This window comes from Micromonospora sp. NPDC023633 (assembly GCF_040640035.1).
Taxonomy (GTDB): Bacteria; Actinomycetota; Actinomycetes; order Mycobacteriales; family Micromonosporaceae; genus Micromonospora.
Genome location: NZ_JBFABB010000026.1, coordinates 29,147 through 45,830, shown reverse-complemented (window position 1 = coordinate 45,830; position 16,684 = coordinate 29,147). Strand labels below are relative to the sequence as shown.

Genomic DNA, 16,684 nt, shown 5'->3' with positions numbered 1-16,684 from the left:
CCGCGGACCCCTCCGACCGGCGCCCGCGACCCGCGCGTCGAGGTGTGCTCTCGGTCACTTCTGCCGCCGGGTGGGTGACCCGGGGCGGTCCGGTGTGAGAGATCCGGGCCCGATCTGGCAGAATGGCTGGCTGGTATCCGGCGTGTGTCCGGCGCCCTCTAACCCGGGCACGTCGCCAGTCCACCGAGCAGTCTCCGGCCCAACCCCACTGTGCCGGTCGACACTCACCCGTGCACCGCCCGTTCGGGCAGGTGAGATCGCAACAGGAGCGAAACAACTGTGGCCGTAAAGATCCGGCTCCTGCGGATGGGCAAGATCCGCAACCCGCAGTACCGCATCGTCATCGCCGACTCGCGCACCAAGCGCGACGGCCGGGCGATCGAGTTCGTCGGGGTCTACCAGCCGAAGGAAGACCCTTCGGTGATCGAGGTCAAGTCGGAGCGGGTCCAGTACTGGCTGTCCGTCGGCGCCCAGCCGAGCGAGGCGGTGCAGCGGCTGCTGGAGCTGACCGGTGACTGGCAGAAGTTCAAGGGCCTGCCGGCCCCGCCGCCGCTGAAGGTCGCCCCGGAGCGGGTCGACCGCACCGCGGCGTACGAGGCCGAGGCGAAGGCCGCCGCCGGGCTGGCCGAGACCCCGGCCAAGCCGGCCAAGAAGGCCGCCAAGACCGAGGCTCCGGCCGAGGCGCCGAAGACCGAGGCTCCGGCCGAGGCCCCGGCCGCCGCTGCCGACGCCGGTGAGCAGGCCTGACATGCCTCTGCGTCCGGCGTTGGAGCACCTGGTCAAGGGCATCGTCGACCACCCCGATGACGTACGCGTCCGGATGGTCGACTCCCGTCGGGGCAAGCGGCTGGAAGTCCGCGTGCACCCGGAGGACCTCGGCACGGTGATCGGGCGGTCCGGCCGGACCGCCAAGGCGCTGCGCCAGGTGATCGGCTCCATCGGCGGGCGCGGCGTACGCGTCGACATCGTCGACTCGTACTGATGCTGCTCATCGTCGGCAGGATCGGCAAGCCGCACGGCATCCGCGGTGAGGTCACCGTGGAGGTGCGGACCGACGAGCCCGAGGCGCGGTTCGCCCCGGGCATGGTGCTGAACACCGTGCCCGGGGCGCCGCCCCGCTCCGCGTCCGGCGACCGGGCGCCGCGCACCGAGCCCGGGGCGGCCCCGCCGTCGCCGGCCGCGCCCGAGCAGGGCCAGCCCTTCCGGGTGCCAGCCGAGCTGGTCGTGGAGTCCGCCCGCTTCCACCAGGGGCGGATGCTGGTCGCGTTCGAGGGCATCGGAGACCGGGACGTCGCCGAGGCGCTGCGCGGCACCCTGATCGGGGTCGACAGCGCCGGCGTCGCCCCGCCGGAGGACCCGGAGGAGTTCCACGACCACCAGCTCGTCGGGCTGGCCGTGGTCACCCCCGACGGCGACCGGCTGGGCGAGGTGGCCCGGATCGACCACGCCCCCGCCTCCGACCTGCTGGTGCTGCGCCGTCCCGAGGGCGGCACCGCGCTCATCCCGTTCGTCAAGGCGATCGTCCCCGAGGTAGACCTCGCCGGCGGTCGCGTCGTCGTCGACCCGCCGGCCGGTCTGCTCGATCTGTAGAACCGCTGGAGCAGCCCCGCATGCGCGTCGACATCGTGTCGATCTTCCCGGAGTACTTCGCCCCGCTGGACCTGTCGCTGATCGGCAGGGCACGGGCGAACGGCACGCTGCGGCTGGCCGTACACGACCTGCGGATCTGGACCCACGACGTGCACCGCACGGTCGACGACACGCCCTACGGCGGCGGTCCCGGCATGGTGATGCGGCCGGAGCCGTGGGGCGAGGCGCTCGACGCCCTCGCCCCGGCGGAGGCGACCCCGCCCCGGCTGGTGGTGCCGGCCCCGACCGGCGCCCCCTTCACCCAGGCGATGGCGCACGAGCTGGCCGCCGAGCCGCACCTGCTCTTCGCCTGCGGCCGGTACGAGGGCATCGACCAGCGGGTGCTCGACCACGCCGCCACCCGGATGCCGGTGACCGAGGTCTCCCTCGGCGACTACGTCCTCTTCGGCGGGGAGGTGGCCGTGCTGGTGATCCTGGAGGCGGTCACCCGGCTGCTGCCGGGCGTGCTCGGCAACGCGGGCTCACTGGCCGAGGAGTCGCATGCCCACGGGCTGCTGGAGGCCCCCATGTACACGAAGCCGGCGACCTGGCGCGGGCTGGAGGTGCCGGAGGTGCTCCGCTCCGGCGACCACGGCAGGATCGCCCGCTGGCGGCGGGACGAGGCGCTGACCCGCACCGCGACGCGCCGTCCGGACATGCTCGCCGCGCTGGACCCTGACCGCCTGGACAAACGGGACGTCGCCGCGCTGGACCGGGCCGGATTTCAGGTGCCGTCGGGGGATGTGGCAAAGTAGGGGGGTTGCCGCAACCGGCCGCGCCGCGGACGGCTGCGAGGATCCCCGACCGGGGTCGGGTCACCGACCGCCACCCGGGGATCAGAATCACCCACCCGCGCACCGATTGACGGTGCGCCGTGAGCCTCACGAGGACGCAGCGATGAACATCCTGGACGCCCTTGACGCCCAGTCGAAGCGCACCGACCTCCCCGACTTCCGTGCCGGTGACACCGTCAAGGTGCACGCCCGGGTCGTCGAGGGCAACCGGTCCCGTGTCCAGATCTTCCAGGGCGTCGTCATCCGCCGCCAGGGTGACGGTCTGCGCGAGACCTTCTCGGTCCGCAAGATCAGCTTCGGTGTCGGTGTCGAGCGCACGTACCCGATCAACAGCCCGGCGATCGACCGGATCGAGGTCGTGACCCGCGGTGACGTCCGCCGCGCCAAGCTCTACTACCTGCGCGAGCTGCGGGGCAAGAAGGCCAAGATCAAGGAGAAGCGCGAGAAGCAGCCCAGCTGACCTCGCGCTCGCCACGCCGTCCGAACTGCGCGTATGTCGTACCGACCGGAGCGCACTACCCTGGTCGCTACGGGCGCAGCCGGGCGACGTCCCGCCTCGACGGCGGAGCGACGGCCACTACCGCCCGGGGAGCCCCGACAGGGTTCCCGGGCGGTAGTGTCATTTCTGCTGACCGGAGAGTGGCGTGGTGCAGACGCTTGACGAGGACGGCGCCGTCGACCCGTGGCGCCGTCGGGCCCGCCGGCCCCGCCGTCAGATGCCCCTCTGGCAGGAGCTGCCGCTGCTGCTCGTCGTCGCGTTCTGCCTCGCGGTGCTGATCCGCACCTTCCTGCTCCAGGCGTTCTTCATCCCGTCCGGCTCGATGGAGGACACCCTCCTCGTCGGCGACCGGGTCCTGGTCAACAAGGTCGTCTACGACGTGCGCGACCCGGTGCGGGGCGAGGTGGTCGTCTTCCGGGGCACCGACCGGTGGGCCTCGCAGGTCGACGAGGGGCCGGAGCCCGGGTTCGCGGGCAAGCTCAGCCGGACCGTCGGCGACCTCGTCGGCGTCAGCCGCCCCGGCGAGAAGGACTTCATCAAGCGGGTCATCGGCCTGCCCGGCGACCGGGTGAAGTGCTGCGACGCCGAGGGGCGGGTGCTGGTCAACGGCACGCCGCTCGACGAGTCGTCGTACGTCCTGCGGGACTCGCCGCTCGACATCCCGCCCAACGCCCGCGAGTGCCGGTCCCGGCGCTTCGAGGAGGTCGTGGTCCCGCCCGGGCAGATCTTCGTCATGGGCGACCACCGCATGGTCTCGCAGGACGCCCGTTGCCAGGGGCCGGTGCCGATCGAGAACGTGGTGGGCCGGGCGTTCACGGTGGTCTGGCCGTCGTCGCGCTGGAGCGCACTGTCGGTGCCCGCGACCTTCGACGACGTCGCCGGCCCGCCGGGTGCCTCCACCGGCGCTCCGCCCCCGGTCCGCTCCACCCCGGAGGGTGGCCTGGTGCTGTTCGTCCCGATCGCTGCCGCGCTCGCCGTTCTCGCGCGTTCCGGACGGTGGCGTCCGGCCGGGCAACGTAGGCTCTTGCCGTGATTGACGAGCAGACCGACAAGCCGCGCAGCTCCTTCTGGAAGGAGCTGCCCATCCTCCTGGGTGTGGCGATCCTGGTCGCGGTGCTGGTGCGCGCCTTCGTGCTGCAGACCTTCTTCATCCCCTCCCCGTCGATGGAGAACACCCTCCAGATCGACGATCGGGTGCTGGTCAACAAGCTGGTCTACGACTTCCGGTCCCCGCACCGGGGCGAGGTGATCGTCTTCAAGGCCCCCCTGGAGTGGAGCGCCAACCCCGACGGCGAGGACTTCATCAAGCGCGTCATCGGCGTGGGCGGCGACCACGTGGTCTGCTGCGACGCGCAGGAGCGGCTGGTGATCAACGGCAAGTCGCTGGAGGAGCCCTACATCTTCCCGGGGGACAAGACCGCCGAGGAGTTCGACATCACCGTCCCGAAGGGCCGGCTCTGGGTGATGGGCGACCACCGCGAGGCGTCGGGCGACTCGCTGGAGCACTGGCAGCAGTCCGGTCAGAACATCACCGTCGCCACCATCCCCGAGGGCGACGTCGTGGGGCGGGCCTTCACCGTCTTCTGGCCCGTCGGCCGGGCCACCTGGCTGAGCGTCCCGGAGCAGTACGAGGCCATCCCCGAGCCGTAGGGGTCGCCGGGCGTGTGCGTTGTCGGCGGCGTCTGGCAGGCTGGTGCGGTGACCGTCTACACCCCCCGGCGTGCGGCGCGCGTCCTGCTCGTCGACGCGGCGGGTCGGGTGCTGCTCTTCAGCGGCTCCGATCCGGCCCGCCCCGAGCACGGCCGCTGGTGGTTCACCCCCGGCGGCGGCCTGGACCCGGGGGAGACCTACCCCGAGTGCGCCGCGCGGGAGTTGGCCGAGGAGACCGGGCTTCGCCTGCCGGCCCCGGCGTTCGGCGCGCCCGTGCACCGCGACGTCACGGAGTTCCCCTTCGACGGGGTGTGGTACCGGCAGGAACAGGAGTTCTTCCTGGTGCGGGTGACGAGTCACGAGGTCGACACCGCGGGCTTCAACGCAATCGAGCGGGCCAGCGTCGCCGCGCACCGGTGGTGGCAGCCGGACGAACTGGTCGCCAGCGGGGAGCGCTACTACCCGCCGGACCTGCCGGCGGTGCTGGCCCGGGCGCTGGCCACCTCGGCGGCGCCGACGGCCGGGGAGGGCGCGCCGTGCTGACGCCGCCGCGCACGGTCGTGCGCCGCGAGGGCGGGCTCTACGCGCTGGAGCGCGCGTTGCAGAGGCGCGGCTTCCGGCACGTCGCCGGGGCCGACGAGGCGGGTCGCGGCGCCTGCGCCGGGCCGCTGGTCGCCGCCGCCGCGATCCTGCCCGAGGGCCGCCGCGGCGAGATCGACGGGCTGGCCGACTCCAAGCTGCTCACCCCCGCCAGCCGGGAGCGGATCCACGACGAGGTCGTGGCCCGCGCGCTGGCGTACGCCGTGGTGGTCATTCCGGCCGAGGAGGTCGACGAGCGGGGCCTGCACGTGTGCAACCTGGCCGCGATGCGTCGCGCGCTGGCGTCGCTGACGACCCGCCCCGACTACGTGCTGACCGACGGCTTCGGAGTGGACGGCCTCGACGTGCCGGGGCTGGCGGTGTGGAAGGGCGACCGGGTGGCCGCCTGCGTCGCGGCGGCGAGCGTGCTCGCCAAGGTCACCCGGGACCGGATCATGGTCGAGTTGGACGGGGCGTTCCCGGGCTACGGGTTCGCCGAGCACAAGGGTTACATCACCGCGGAACACACTGCGGCGCTGCGGGACCGGGGGCCGTGTCGGGAGCACCGGTTCTCGTACGTCAACGTGGCGACGGTGTCCGGTCGCGACGGCGCCCCGCCCCGGTCGCGTCGGCCGGCGGACGCGAGGCGGGACGAGCCGATGGAGCGCTCCTGCCCGCCAGGGGGTACCGTCGGCGTGGCGTTGGGCGAGCAGCCTCAGCCTCCGGCGTCGGTGGGGGAAGATGTGGTCATGGAAGGCGGAGTGCGATGAGCGCGGAAGACCTCGAGAAGTACGAGACCGAGATGGAGCTGCAGCTCTACCGGGAGTACCGCGACATTGTCCGCCAGTTCTCCTACGTGGTGGAGACGGAGCGTCGGTTCTACCTGGCCAACCAGGTCGACCTGCACGTGCGCAACTCCGACGGCGAGGTCTACTTCGAGGTCGAGATGCACGACGCCTGGGTGTGGGACATGTACCGTCCGGCGCGGTTCGTGAAGAACGTCCGGGTGATGACCTTCAAGGACGTCAACGTCGAGGAGCTGGAGAAGCCCGACATCTCGCTGCCCGCCGACTCCGGCTTCGGCGGCTGATCCACCGCCCGTCCGCCGCCCGCTCGTCCGCGACGCCCGGCGTACGGCCCCGTCGGCGCCCCCACCGCCGCGAGGCCCTCGTCGCCCTCCTCGACGGCACCCGGCCTCATGCCGACAGCACCACGACCTCGACCCGCTGGACGAGGTTGTTGGCGAAACCGCCCCGGTTCCACGGCTGCTCGGCCGGCTGGCAGCGGCCGGAGGCGTCGGTGGCACGGGCCCCGAGGACGTGCCTGCCCGGCGAGGCCGTCCACTCGTAGCGCCACCGGCGCCAGGCGAACTCCCCGCCGGCCTGCTCGTCCAGGAAGGCCGGTTGCCAACTGGCCCCGCCGTCGGTGGTCACCTCCACCGAGACGACGGGGGCGTGACCGGACCAGGCGCGACCGTCCAGCGTGCACGGACCGGGCCGCAGCACGCGGGTGCGGGACATGAAGTCGGGGAAGCCGGGCGGCCGGACCAGCGCCCGCGGCTCGATCCGGGTCACCGGCACCCCGGGGTCGTCCGCGTCCCGCCGCAGCCGGTAGGCGACCGCGTTCTGGTAGCCGTCGAACGCCTCGGTGCGTACGTCGATCGCGCGCAGCCACTTGACGTGCGCCATGCCGTACCAGCCGGGCACGATCAGCCGCAGCGGGGCGCCGTGCTGCGGCAGTAGCGGAGCGCCGTTCATCTCGTACGCCAGCAGCACCTCCTCGCGCAGCGCGTCGGCGGCCGGCAGCGCCCGCTGGTAGTCCTGCTCGACGCCGCGTTCCACGCCGTGGTCGGCGCCCGTGAACACGACGTCCACGGCGTCGGCGGCGATCCCCGCCTCGCGCAGCAGCGGCGCCAGCGGGGTGCCGGTCCACTCCGCGTTGCCGACCGCCTCCACCAGCCACGGCTGGCTCACCGGCCTGGGGTGCAGCAGGGCGCGCCCGTTGCCGGCGCACTCCAGCGTCACGCGGCGGGTGACCCGGGGCCGCTCGCGCAGCGCGGCGAGGTCGAGGGTCAGCGGCCGCTCCACCGCGCCGGCCACGGTCAGCGCGTGCGTGGCCGGGTCGAGGTCCGGGATGTCGTAGTGGATGAGCAGGTAGTGCAGGCCGGCCGGGGTCACGTCGTAGCGCAGAGCCTCCAGCGGGATGCCGTGGTTGCGGGCGGCGAGCTGCAACTCCTCGGCGGTGATCCCCTCGCCGGGCTCCGCCACGCGGGAGGGCCCGCTGACGCCGTCCACGGTGGTCATCGAGGCCTCCCCGGGCCGGACGGCGGCGGCTCCGCCGTTCGTCCGACCCAGCCTAGGCCTCGCCGTCGCCGGCCGCCGCCCTCGGGCCCGTCCGACGGCGGGCCGCCAGTCGGCGGTGGTGGCCTCGTGGCCTCGCTGCCTCGTGGCGTCGTGGCGTCGTGGCGTCGCGGCGTCGCGGCGTCGTGGGTCGGCCGCCGGCCCCGTAGCAGATCGAATCGCCTTCCGGGCGTCCGTCCACAGGACACCCTCCGTCCACAGGAGTGGGGCGTCGCGGGTGGCGGTGGCGAACGCCCGCCGGGCAGGCTGCGCCCCATGCGACCAGCCACGCGTACCGGCGCTGCCGTGCTCTGCGCCGCCCTGCTGTCCCTGGGGCCGGCCGCCGCGCCCGTCCCCTCGCCGGTGCCGGCGGCGCTCCGGCCGCCCGCCGTCGAAAGTGCCGCCGCGTCGACGTCCGGGGCGGGGCCGCCCGGCGTCGTGGTGCCCGGGGCCGGGTCGCCTGGGGCCGGATCGCCCGGGGCCGTGCCGCCCTGGGCCGCGCCGTCCGGAGTTCCGTCGTCCGGGGTCCCGTCGTTCAGGGCCGTCGCGTCCTGGGCTGCGGCGTTCCGGGCGACGCGGTTCCGGTGGCCGCTCGACGGCGTCCCGCGCCCGGTCCGCCGGTTCGACCCACCGCCACGGCCGTGGCTGCCCGGACACCGGGGCGTCGACCTGGCCGCCGCGCCGGGCGCGACCGTGCGGGCCGCCGGTGCCGGCACGGTGCTCTTCGCCGGCCTGGTGGCCGGCCGGCCCGTCGTCACGGTCGGGCACGCCGACGGACTGCGGACCACCCACGAGCCGGTGTCGCCGGCGGTGCGCCCCGGCGACCGCCTGGCCGCCGGAACACCGTTGGGCGCCCTGCTCGCGGGCCATCCGGGCTGCCCCGCTCCCGCCTGCCTGCACTGGGGGCTGCGGCGCGGCGCCGACTACCTGGATCCGCTGGCCCTGCTCGGCCTGGGACCCGTGCGGCTGCTGCCACTCGACGGCGTCGACCCCGGGCCGACCCCATCCGCCCGCGCGCCGTTCGCCAGCGCGCCGACCAGGGGCGCCGTTCGTCCGCGCCGCTCGTCGGGGCCGTTCGTCCGCGTTGTTGGTCCGCGCCGCTCGTCCGGGCCGCTCGTCCGTCTGACGGTGAAGGTGGGGAACTGCGGTGGTGGGGTTGCCGGTCAGGAGGGCCCTTCCTGCACGGCGGAACGTCAGGAAGGGGCCCTTCCTCGCACCTCAGCGCTGGGCGAGCAGCGGGGGGAGCCGCACCGCGAGCCGTTCGTACTCGTCCGGGGTGTTGTAGACCTGGGCACAGAGCCGCAGCCAGCCCCGCCCGTTCCAGGCCATGACCGCGACCTCGGTGGCGAGCCGCTCGGCGATGCGTTCCCGCAGCGCCCGCGCCGCGTCGAGCGTGGTGGCCAGGCCCGCCGGCAGCGGGACGATCCGCATGGCGATCCCGGGTCCGCCGGGGTCCGGCAGGTCGGCGGGGGCCACCCCGAGCGCGTCCCCCAGCACCCGCTGGCCGTACGCCGCCAGCGCGGCGTTGTGCCCGCGTACCCGGTCGACGCCGAGGCTGCGCAGCGTGAACAGGCCCACCGGCGCGGCCAGCCAGCCCGTGTAGTCCTGCGTCGCCGCCCACTCGACCCGGCCGGGGAACCCCGACTCCTGCTCCCAGGAGACGACCAGCGGTTCGATCCGCTCCCGCCACGTCGGGGCGACCACCAGCACGGCGGTGCCGCGCGGCGCGTACGCCCACTTGTGCAGGTTGCCCACCCAGAAGTCGGCGCCGACGTCGCCCACCGGCGTCGGAAGCATGCCCGGGGCGTGCGCGGCGTCGACGAGGACCGGTATCCCATGCTCCCGGGCCACGCCGACGATCGCGGCGACGGGGAAGAGCCGGGCGGTGGCCGAGGTGAGCTGGTCCACGACGAGCAGCCGGGTCCGGCCGGGGCGCAGCCCGGCGCGGACGATCTGGAGGATCTCCTCGTCCGAGGCGGCCAACGGGACGGGCAACGCCCGGGTGACCGCCCCCGTACGCCGGCACTCCCGGGCGATGGAGAGGCCGACCGCGCCGTAGCCGTGGTCGGTGGTGAGCACCTCGTCGCCGGGGCGCAGGCCGAGCGACTGGAGCACCACGGCCACGCCGGTGGTGGCGTTCGGGACCAGCGCGGTGCCGTCCGGGTCGGCGCCCAGGAAGCCGGCCAGGTGCCGGCGGGTGTGGGTGATCCGGTCGACCAGGCCCTGCGTGAAGAAGCGCAGCGGATTGGCCTCCATCTCGTCGCGCAGCCGCTGCTGGGACCGCTGCACGGCGATCGGCACCGCGCCGAACGAACCGTGGTTCAGGTGGCTGACCGCCGGGTCGAGCGAGAAGAGCAGGCGGGCTGCCGCAATCGGCTCGGGCGGCTGCGGGAGGCTCACCCGATGATCGTAGCGACCGGTCGATGTCCCGCCGCCGTTCCGCCGGGTACGGTCCGTCGGGCACCGCCGCCGGGCGCCCGTCCGGGGCGCGTCGCGTCGGGTGCCCGTGTCGGTCGACCCTCCTCGATCCCGGAGAATCGCTGGTCATGGACGTCGAACTGCGCTGGCCGACCGCGGCCGACCGGCAGCTCCGTGCCGAGGTGCACCGGGTGCTGCACGCGGTCGCCGAGCGCGGCGGTGCGATCGGGTACGCGGTCCCGCCCGGCCGCGCCGAGACCGACGCCTGGCTGGACGGGGTACTCGGTCTGGTCGAGGCCGGCGACGCCGCGCTGGTCCTCGCCGTGCTGGACGACCGGGTGGTGGGCACCGGGACGTGGCGGCGCGGTCCGAAGCCGATCTTCGCCCACTACGCCGACCTGGAGAAGATCACCGCACACCCCGCCGCCCGTGGCCGCGGGATCGGTCGCCTCGTCACCGGCGCGCTGGTCGACGACGCCCGCAAGGCCGGCATCGAGACCCTCGCGCTGGGCGTGCGCGGCAACAACCACGGTGCCATCGAGCTCTACGAGCGCCTCGGCTTCCGCGAGTGGGGGCGGCTGCCGAACGTCATCGAGGTGGGCGACGAACGCTACGACGACGTGCGGATGTGCCTGGACCTCGGGCGGGAGCCGCACGTCGTGCTCCGGGGCTCGGCCCCCGACGGGCCGGGCTCGTCGCCGCGCCGATCCTGACCGTCGGTCCGTCCTGCCGGGCCGCCCGTCCTGCCTGGGCTGGTCGGTCCTGGGCCATGCTGCCCGTCCTGGTCGGAGGCCAGCCTGCCCGTCGTGCCGGGCTGGTCGGTGCTGGTCCGTCGTGCCTGGGCCGGCCGGTCCCGGTCGGTCGTGCCCGGGCTGGTCGGGTCCGGCTGCTCGGAATCGGCTCGCGACCGGCCGGGGCGGTGCGCGGGCGTGGAGGCAGCCCCGGCCGCAGGCGGGGAACCCGGGCGCGGGGCGGCCGGGACGGCTGGGCTCAGGCGCGGGGGTGGGCCTGGCGGTAGGCGGCGCGGAGCCGCTCCACGGAGACGTGGGTGTAGATCTGGGTGCTCGCCAGGGACGAGTGGCCCAGCAGCTCCTGCACCGCCCGCAGGTCGGCGCCGCCCTCGAGCAGGTGGGTGGCCGCCGAGTGCCGCAGCCCGTGCGGGCTGACCGGAGGCAGGCCGGCGGCGTCCGCGTACCCGCTGACGACCCGCCGTGCCGTCGTCGGGTTGAGCCGTCCGCCGCGGGCGCCGAGCAGCAGCGCGTCGCGGGAGTGCGGTGCGGCCAGTGCCGGCCGGCCGTGGCACAGCCACTCGTCGAGCGCCCGCTGCGCCGGCACCCCGTACGGGACGGCGCGTTCCCGGCCGCCCTTGCCGAACACCCGCACGACCCGGCGCGCGTGGTCGACGTCGGCGACGTCGAGGCCGCACGCCTCGCTGATCCGTACCCCCGTGCCGTAGAGCAGCTCCAGCAGCGCCCGGTCCCGCAGCAGCACCGCCTCGGCGACCCCGTCGGCCGCCCGGGACGGATCCGACGACCCTGGCGACGTCGGCCGTGAGCCGTCCTCGGGAGGCGACGTCGGTCGGGAGTCACCGGCCACGGACGGCGTGGCCCGGGAGCCGTCCTCGGCGGACGGCGTCGGTCGGGAGTCGCCCTGACCGGACGACGATGGCCGGAAGTCGCTCTCGGCGGGTGGCGGCACGCCCGGGGCGAGCCGGCCCGGCGCCTCGACCAGGGCGGCCGCCTGGTCGGCGCGCAGCACGGTCGGCAGGTCCCGGTGGGCGCGCGGGCTGGCCAGGGCGCCGGCCACGTCGGCGGGGAGCAGTCCGCAGCGGTGCGCCCAGGCGCTGAACGTCCGCGCCGAGGCGGCCCGGCGGGCGAGTGACGTCCGGGCGGTCCCCATCGTCCGCTGCTTCGCCAGCCAACTGCGCAGCACGGCGAGGTCCAGCTCCGGTAGTTCGGCGCAGCCCATCCGGTGGGCGTGGTCCAACAGGGACACCACGTCACCGACGTACGCCCGGACCGTGTGGGCGGACCGGTTGCGCACACCGGCCAGGTGCCCGGCGAAGTCGTCCACCGCCTCCCGCATCGCCGGTGGGAGGGCCGCGTGGATCGCCCGGGTGCCGTTCGCCTCCCGCCTCACCACGACTCCCTCGCAACCACCCACCTCACGGCGGCTCCCCCGCAACCACCCGCGCGTTCGTGGCGGCGCAGACCCGCCGGCCGCCGAGCCCGGGCGGCCGGCGTCCCTCGCGGGCGCGTCCCCGCCCCGTTGGACCGAGCTGCGGGTGCGGTCGTGCGGGGCGAGGCCGTGGCGGCGGTGGGCGGCGGATCCTCGGGCGGCACACGACCAGCCTACGGTCGGCCGGCGGCTCCGGCAGGGCACCGGGCCGCCGTGCAGCCGGGCCGCCGAGAGCCGACCGGCCGAGCCGGCTCAGCGGGTGGTCCGGTGACGGGCGCGTGGTCCGGGTGATGGATTGCGCCGGCCGGTGCGAGCAGACTGGTCGTACCAGCGGAGGTGGGCCCTGGTCGTGGTCGCCGCGCGACGGGACCAGGCTCGACGAAGGGGGCCGGACATGGGGGTGGACGTCGTCCTCTACCGGGCGGTCGGGGCGGGCTCCGGCCGGCGCCGCGTCGTGCCGGCCGAGGTGCTGCCCGATCCCGACGACGTGCTGCTGAATCTCGTCAGGCGGGTCCGGGGCGGCGGGCGTACCCCACTGCTCGACCGGGTGGATCCGGTCGGCGAGCTGGTGGTCCCCGCCGGCCAGGCGCCGCAGCTCCTCGCCGAGGTGCGCTGCCTCGCCGAGGTGGCCCGGTCGACGCCGGAAATGACGCACGTGCGCCAGCTGGACCGGCTGGCGCGGCGTTGCCGACAGGACCGCGCGATGGAGATCCGCTTCGAGGGTGACTGACCGGGCTCACGGTTCCTCCGGCGTCGCCGGTCGCGCGGTGGTCGCGCTCCTGGCCGGCGGCGGCGCGAGGGCGTACCCGTCGTCGCGGCGGAGCACCAGCGTCAGCTCCTCGAGCATCGACAGCTTCCGCAGCGCGGTACGGACGGGCAGCCCGGCCCGCGCGGCGAGGACGTCCACGCCCACCGCCCCCCGACGGGGCAACGCCTCGACGACGGCCCGCGCGTCGTCGTCGAGCAGGTCGACCGGCCGCTGCGGGCCGCGCGGTACGGGTGCCAGGTCGCCGATCCGGCCGACCTCCTCCAGCACCTGCGCGACGCCGGTCACCAGCCGGGCCCTCGGATGGTCCCGCAGCGTCTCGTGGGCGCCGACGGACATCGCCGACGTGACCGGGCCGGGCACCACCATGCTGGGTTTGTCCAGGGCGAGCGCCCGATGGGTGGTCTGCGTGGCGCCGCTGCGGGCAGCCGCCTCGACCAGCACCGTGCCGAGGGTGCCCGCCGCGATCACCCGGTTGCGGATGAGGAACCGGGGCCGGAGCGGATCGGCGCCCGGCATCCACTCGCTGACCAGCAGCCCGGTCTCGGCGATCCGGTCGAACAGCGCCGCGTTGCCCATCGGGTACGGGCGGTCCACGCCGCAGGCGAGCACCGCCACGGTGCGGCCACCGGCGTTGAGCGCGCCCCGGTGGGCCGCGGCGTCGATGCCGAAGGCGCCGCCCGAGACGACGGTCCAGTCCCGGTCGGCCAGCCCGTAGCCGAGTTCCGTGGCGACGTGCGTGCCGTACCCGGTGGCGGCGCGGGCACCGACGACCGCGACGGAGCGGTCGAACGCCTCCCCGAGCGGCCACGAGCCGCGTACCCAGAAGCAGAGCGGGGGAGCGGTCTCGACGTCGACCCGCCGGTAGGCGCCGGGCAGCCGGAGCCGGCGCAGGTCGTCGGTCCGTACGGGCCACTCGTCGTCGTCGGGGACGACGATCCGGGCGCCGAGCCGGTCCGTGCGGGCCAGCGCCTCGGCCGCGACGGCCCTGGCGTCGCCGGCCGCGCAACGGGCCGCCACGGTGTTGCGCAGCGTCTCCTCCGGCGCGCCCCCGTCGAGCAGCAGGTCGAGCGCCGCCACCGGGCCCAGCCGGTCGACCAGCCGGTGCACCGACCAGGTGCCCGGCTCGGCGAGCCAGGTGAGCGCCACCCTGGCCAGCGTCTCGTCGTCGGTGCTCACGTCGTGTCCCCCGTCCTCAATTGGATGGCCTCCCGGACGTCCTCCCGATCGGGGCGGTCCCGACCGTCCAGATCCGCGATCGTCCAGGCCAGGCGGATGATCCGGTCGAAGCCCCGGGCCGACAGCGATCCGGAGTCCAGCCGGGCCCGCAGCTCTGCCGTGTCCGGCCCGGGCAAGCGCCAGGGCGGGCGGCGCAGGTACGGGCCGGGTATCTCGGCGTTGAGCCGGTGGCCGAGCACCGCCCAGCGCGCGGCCGCCGCCCGGCGGGCCTCCGCCACCCGCGCGGCAACGGTGGCGGAGGCCTCGCTGTCGACGGTGGTCGCCATCAGCTCGGCCGCCCGGACGGGCGGCAGCCGCACCTGCACGTCGATCCGGTCCAGCAACGGCCCGGAGAGCCGGCTCAGGTAGCGCCGCCGGGCCTGCGGCGGGCATTCGCAGTACGCGTCCCCGGCCGGCTTGGCGCACGGGCACGGGTTGGCCGCCAGTACCAGCTGCGTACGGGCCGGGTATTCGGCGCCGCCCCGGCTGCGGGCCAGCCGGACCCGGCCGTTCTCCAGCGGCTGGCGCAGCGCCTCCAGCGCGCCCCGGCTGAACTCGGGCGCCTCGTCGAGGAAGAGCACGCCCCGGTGGGCGAGCGAGACCGCGCCGGGACGGGCCAGCCCGGAACCGCCGCCGACCAGCGACGGCACCGTCGCCGTGTGGTGCGGCGCCTGGAACGGCGGGCGGCGCAGCAACCGGCCGCCCGGCGGCAGCAGCCCGGCGATCGAGTGCAGCGCGGTGACCTCCAGCGCGGCCTCGTCGTCCAGCTCCGGCAGGATCGACGGAAGGCGCTCGGCGAGCATGGTCTTGCCGGCTCCCGGCGGCCCGACCAGCGCCAGGTGGTGCCCACCCGCCGCGGCCACCTCCAGCGCCCTTCGGCCCAGCCCCTGCCCGGCGACCTCGGCCAGGTCGGGCCCACCGCCGGCCGGCGGCGGGCCGTCCGGCTCCGGCTCGATCAGGGGCGAGCCGTCGCGGATGAAGCTGACCAACCGGTGCAGCGTGTCGACCGCCCGGACCCGGACCCCGGGGACGACCGCCGCCTCAGCGGCGTTGCCGGCCGGGACGATCACCTTCCCGACGCCGGCCCGGGCTGCCGCGGCGACCATCGGCAGCACGCCGCGCACCGGGCGGACCGTGCCGTCGAGGCCCAGCTCGCCCAGGACCACCACGTGTTCGAGCGGCAGCAGCGGCAGCTCGCCGGAGCCGCCCAGCAAGGCCGCCGCGATCGCCAGGTCGAACGCGGAGCCGAACTTCGGCAGGTCGGCCGGCAGCAGGTTGAGGGTGATCCGCCGGTTGGGCCACCGCTGACCGGAGTTGACCACGGCCGCGCGGACCCGGTCCCGGGCCTCGTGCAGAGCGGTGTCCGGCAGCCCCGAGATCACCACCGCCGGCAGGCCGGCCGCCAGGTCGGCCTCGACCTCCACCAAATGCCCGGTGACGCCGACCAGGCCCACGCAGAGCACCTTCGCGTAGCTCACGACGCCGCCCGCCGGCCCGTGCCGCCGGACTCCGTCCGGTCGGGCCCGCCCATCAGAACGCCCCCTTGAGGTGCTCGACCCGGGCGGCGCCGGTGCCGGTGAGGCGTACCGAGACGACGTCGAAACGCACCTCGTCGGCGGTGGTGCCGGTGTCGGCGAGCCAACGGGCGGCGAGCCCGCGCAGCCGGCGGGCCTTGGCCGGTACGACCGCCTCCGCCGGCGGACCGAACTCGTCGGTGCGGCGGGTCTTCACCTCGCAGAAGGCGAGCACCGGCCCGTCCCACGCGATGATGTCGATCTCCCCGGCCGGGCAGCGCCAGTTCCGGGCCACCGGGCGCAGTCCCGCCCCGATCAGGTGCCGGACGGCGCACCGCTCGCCGTACGCGCCGACCGCCTGGTTCCGCTTCGTCATGCCGGCACGGTGCACCCGACGGACGGGGAGCCGCCGCCCCGCGCCGCGGAAGCTGTGGACGGCGGACGCGCTGTGGACGAACGGACGATCATGCCCTCGGCGTGCTATACGGTCGGCGCCGGCGAACCGCCCCCACGAACCGCGCACTGCACCGCCGGCACGAACCGCGCATGCACCGCCGCGACGAACCGCCCGCTGCGCCACACAGCCGGACCGGCCCGCCCGTCGCCGCGTGGTGACCCGGTGCACGCGGGCGTCCAGGGGGCGAATGGCGTCCGTGGAGCCGGTCGCATACGGTGCCGGACGTGGACGGACGACGGAACTTTGTCGAAGATCAGGAGTCGCGCTGGTATCCGGCCGACCGCGACCGCGACCGTGACCGTGAGAGCGGCTACGGGGAGGCGGACTGGCGCGGCCCGGCCGACACCCGGTACCGGGACGACGACCTGAGCGCCCCCGGGCCGCGCCGGGCCGCGGAGGACGGCCGCTACGGCGATCCCGTGGGGACCCGGCGCGGCGAAGCAGGACGCTTCGGCCCGTCGACGGAGCCCGACTCGGGACGCTTCGGGTCCGTCGAGCCCGACTCCGGGCGCTTCGGGGCGGTCGAGGCCGACCGGGGCCGCCTCGCCGGACCGGAGGACTCCGGCCGGTTCGCCGTCACGGGACCGGAGGACTCCGGCCGGTTCGCCGTCACGGGACCGGAGGACTCCGGCCGGTTCGCCGT

The 16,684-nt window shown here is 75.3% G+C and carries 17 protein-coding genes and 3 pseudogenes; 14 read left to right on the top strand and 6 right to left on the bottom strand.

Translation table 11 applies throughout. The features are described from left to right. Nucleotides 1-279 precede the first annotated feature (279 nt). From rpsP to AB0G13_RS11050, 10 genes and pseudogenes are all read left to right on the top strand, one after another. A complete protein-coding gene (rpsP, locus tag AB0G13_RS11095) occupies nt 280-747 on the top strand; it encodes a 30S ribosomal protein S16 (RefSeq protein ID WP_357872139.1) in 468 nt (155 codons plus the stop codon). After that, nucleotides 722-982, top strand: coding sequence for an RNA-binding protein (locus tag AB0G13_RS11090; RefSeq protein WP_172862164.1), 261 nt, complete (start codon nt 722-724; stop codon nt 980-982). Before rpsP ends, AB0G13_RS11090 begins: the two co-directional genes overlap by 26 nt. 2 nt (nt 983-984) lie before the next feature. After that, nucleotides 985-1,590 carry a ribosome maturation factor RimM gene (gene rimM, locus AB0G13_RS11085; RefSeq protein ID WP_357872192.1) on the top strand — a complete coding sequence of 202 codons (606 nt, stop codon included), beginning with the start codon at nt 985-987 and terminating at the stop codon, nt 1,588-1,590. A 20-nt stretch (nt 1,591-1,610) separates the two neighbouring features. After that, a complete protein-coding gene (trmD, locus tag AB0G13_RS11080; RefSeq protein ID WP_357872137.1) occupies nt 1,611-2,384 on the top strand; it encodes a tRNA (guanosine(37)-N1)-methyltransferase TrmD in 774 nt (257 codons plus the stop codon). 142 nt (nt 2,385-2,526) lie between these two features. Next, on the top strand, nt 2,527-2,883 hold the full coding sequence (gene rplS / locus AB0G13_RS11075) for a 50S ribosomal protein L19 (RefSeq protein WP_089001547.1): 357 nt from the start codon (nt 2,527-2,529) through the stop codon (nt 2,881-2,883). Nucleotides 2,884-3,067: 184 nt separating this feature from the next. Next, a pseudogene (gene lepB, locus AB0G13_RS11070) lies at nt 3,068-3,942 on the top strand (signal peptidase I). A 9-nt stretch (nt 3,943-3,951) separates the two neighbouring features. Further along, a complete protein-coding gene (gene lepB, locus AB0G13_RS11065) occupies nt 3,952-4,572 on the top strand; it encodes a signal peptidase I (RefSeq protein ID WP_357872134.1) in 621 nt (206 codons plus the stop codon). A gap of 48 nt (nt 4,573-4,620) precedes the next feature. After that, on the top strand, nt 4,621-5,115 hold the full coding sequence (locus tag AB0G13_RS11060) for an NUDIX domain-containing protein (RefSeq protein WP_357872131.1): 495 nt from the start codon (nt 4,621-4,623) through the stop codon (nt 5,113-5,115). Beyond that, on the top strand, nt 5,109-5,921 hold the full coding sequence (locus tag AB0G13_RS11055; RefSeq protein WP_357872128.1) for a ribonuclease HII: 813 nt from the start codon (nt 5,109-5,111) through the stop codon (nt 5,919-5,921). Before AB0G13_RS11060 ends, AB0G13_RS11055 begins: the two co-directional genes overlap by 7 nt. After that, nucleotides 5,918-6,241 carry a DUF2469 domain-containing protein gene (locus AB0G13_RS11050; protein WP_007075222.1) on the top strand — a complete coding sequence of 108 codons (324 nt, stop codon included), beginning with the start codon at nt 5,918-5,920 and terminating at the stop codon, nt 6,239-6,241. The genes AB0G13_RS11055 and AB0G13_RS11050 overlap by 4 nt, the downstream gene beginning before the upstream one ends. A 106-nt stretch (nt 6,242-6,347) precedes the next feature. Here AB0G13_RS11050 and AB0G13_RS11045 read toward each other — a convergent pair whose 3' ends face one another. Next, nucleotides 6,348-7,454: a sulfite oxidase gene (locus AB0G13_RS11045; RefSeq protein WP_357872125.1), complete on the bottom strand. Its 1,107-nt coding sequence runs from the start codon at nt 7,452-7,454 to the stop codon at nt 6,348-6,350. A 312-nt stretch (nt 7,455-7,766) separates the two neighbouring features. Between AB0G13_RS11045 and AB0G13_RS11040 the strand changes: the two are divergent. Next, a pseudogene (locus AB0G13_RS11040) lies at nt 7,767-8,474 on the top strand (peptidoglycan DD-metalloendopeptidase family protein); the annotation flags it as partial. 234 nt (nt 8,475-8,708) lie between these two features. On the opposite strand, the gene AB0G13_RS11035 reads toward AB0G13_RS11040, so the two are convergent. Beyond that, a complete protein-coding gene (locus AB0G13_RS11035) occupies nt 8,709-9,890 on the bottom strand; it encodes an aminotransferase class V-fold PLP-dependent enzyme (protein ID WP_357872122.1) in 1,182 nt (393 codons plus the stop codon). Between the two features lie 146 nt (nt 9,891-10,036). Here AB0G13_RS11035 and AB0G13_RS11030 point away from each other — a divergent pair, with 146 nt between their 5' ends. After that, nucleotides 10,037-10,621, top strand: a complete 585-nt coding sequence (locus tag AB0G13_RS11030; protein WP_357872119.1) for a GNAT family N-acetyltransferase — start codon at nt 10,037-10,039, stop codon at nt 10,619-10,621. Between the two features lie 277 nt (nt 10,622-10,898). Here the strand turns inward: AB0G13_RS11030 and AB0G13_RS11025 are convergent, their stop codons facing one another. Further along, nucleotides 10,899-11,993, bottom strand: coding sequence for a tyrosine recombinase XerC (locus tag AB0G13_RS11025; RefSeq protein ID WP_357872189.1), 1,095 nt, complete (start codon nt 11,991-11,993; stop codon nt 10,899-10,901). Nucleotides 11,994-12,480: 487 nt separating this feature from the next. Between AB0G13_RS11025 and AB0G13_RS11020 the strand changes: the two genes are divergently transcribed. Further along, nucleotides 12,481-12,816: a hypothetical protein gene (locus AB0G13_RS11020; RefSeq protein WP_357872116.1), complete on the top strand. Its 336-nt coding sequence runs from the start codon at nt 12,481-12,483 to the stop codon at nt 12,814-12,816. A 6-nt stretch (nt 12,817-12,822) separates the two neighbouring features. Here AB0G13_RS11020 and AB0G13_RS11015 read toward each other — a convergent pair whose 3' ends face one another. The 3 genes from AB0G13_RS11015 to AB0G13_RS11005 are packed head-to-tail and all read right to left on the bottom strand — an operon-like array spanning nt 12,823 to nt 15,960. Next, nucleotides 12,823-14,031, bottom strand: coding sequence for a DNA-processing protein DprA (locus AB0G13_RS11015; RefSeq protein WP_357872113.1), 1,209 nt, complete (start codon nt 14,029-14,031; stop codon nt 12,823-12,825). After that, nucleotides 14,028-15,548: a YifB family Mg chelatase-like AAA ATPase gene (locus AB0G13_RS11010; RefSeq protein WP_357872111.1), complete on the bottom strand. Its 1,521-nt coding sequence runs from the start codon at nt 15,546-15,548 to the stop codon at nt 14,028-14,030. Before AB0G13_RS11010 ends, AB0G13_RS11015 begins: the two co-directional genes overlap by 4 nt. 52 nt (nt 15,549-15,600) lie before the next feature. Then, nucleotides 15,601-15,960 carry a YraN family protein gene (locus tag AB0G13_RS11005; RefSeq protein ID WP_357872108.1) on the bottom strand — a complete coding sequence of 120 codons (360 nt, stop codon included), beginning with the start codon at nt 15,958-15,960 and terminating at the stop codon, nt 15,601-15,603. Between the two features lie 305 nt (nt 15,961-16,265). Here AB0G13_RS11005 and AB0G13_RS11000 point away from each other — a divergent pair. Continuing rightward, a pseudogene (locus AB0G13_RS11000) lies at nt 16,266-16,684 on the top strand (hypothetical protein); the annotation flags it as partial.